At 52.6% G+C, this 574-nt stretch carries 1 pseudogene; it reads right to left on the bottom strand.

Annotated features, from left to right (window positions below):
- Positions 1 to 574, bottom strand: a pseudogene (locus ACO0LI_RS30645) (IS3 family transposase); the annotation flags it as partial.

Below are 574 nucleotides of genomic sequence, written 5' to 3'. Positions count from 1 at the left end.
TAGCCAACAATCTCGCAGGTATACACATCCTTGATCCCTGCCAGATAAAGCCATCCTTCTCCAGTGCTGATATAGGTGATATCAGTCAGCCATACTTCGTTTGGACGGCTTGGAGCAAATGTCTGATTCAATAAATTCGATGCAACAGGAAGAGAGTGATTCGAGTTGGTCGTGGCTTTGAACTTGCGTTTCTGCTTGCAGCGTAAGGCAAGCTCACGACGCAGACGGGCAATGCGGTCACGACCGGCTTTAAATCCCTGTGCTGCCAATTCTGGCTGCATACGCAGCGGGCCATAGGTCTCACGGCTTTGTTTGTGCACGGCGGTAATGGCAAGCTTCAGGCGTTCATCCGTCTTGACGCGCTGCGACGGTGTGCCGCTCAGCCAGGCATAGAATCCACTGCGCGAAACGCCAAAGGTACGGCACAAGGTCGTTATTGGGTAGGCAAGTCGCATGGTCTTCATGAACGCGTATTTGGCAACGACTCCTGCGCAAAATACGCTGCCGCCTTTTTTACGATATCTCGCTCCATACGCGTTTCTGCCAGTTCCTTGCGCAGTTTGGCAACTTCCGC

The sequence above is a fragment of the Undibacterium sp. Tian12W genome (assembly GCF_049339405.1).
Lineage (GTDB): Bacteria > Pseudomonadota > Gammaproteobacteria > Burkholderiales > Burkholderiaceae_D > Undibacterium.
The sequence above is the reverse complement of the archived record's forward strand: the minus strand, read 5'-3'. Positions and strand labels throughout refer to the sequence as shown.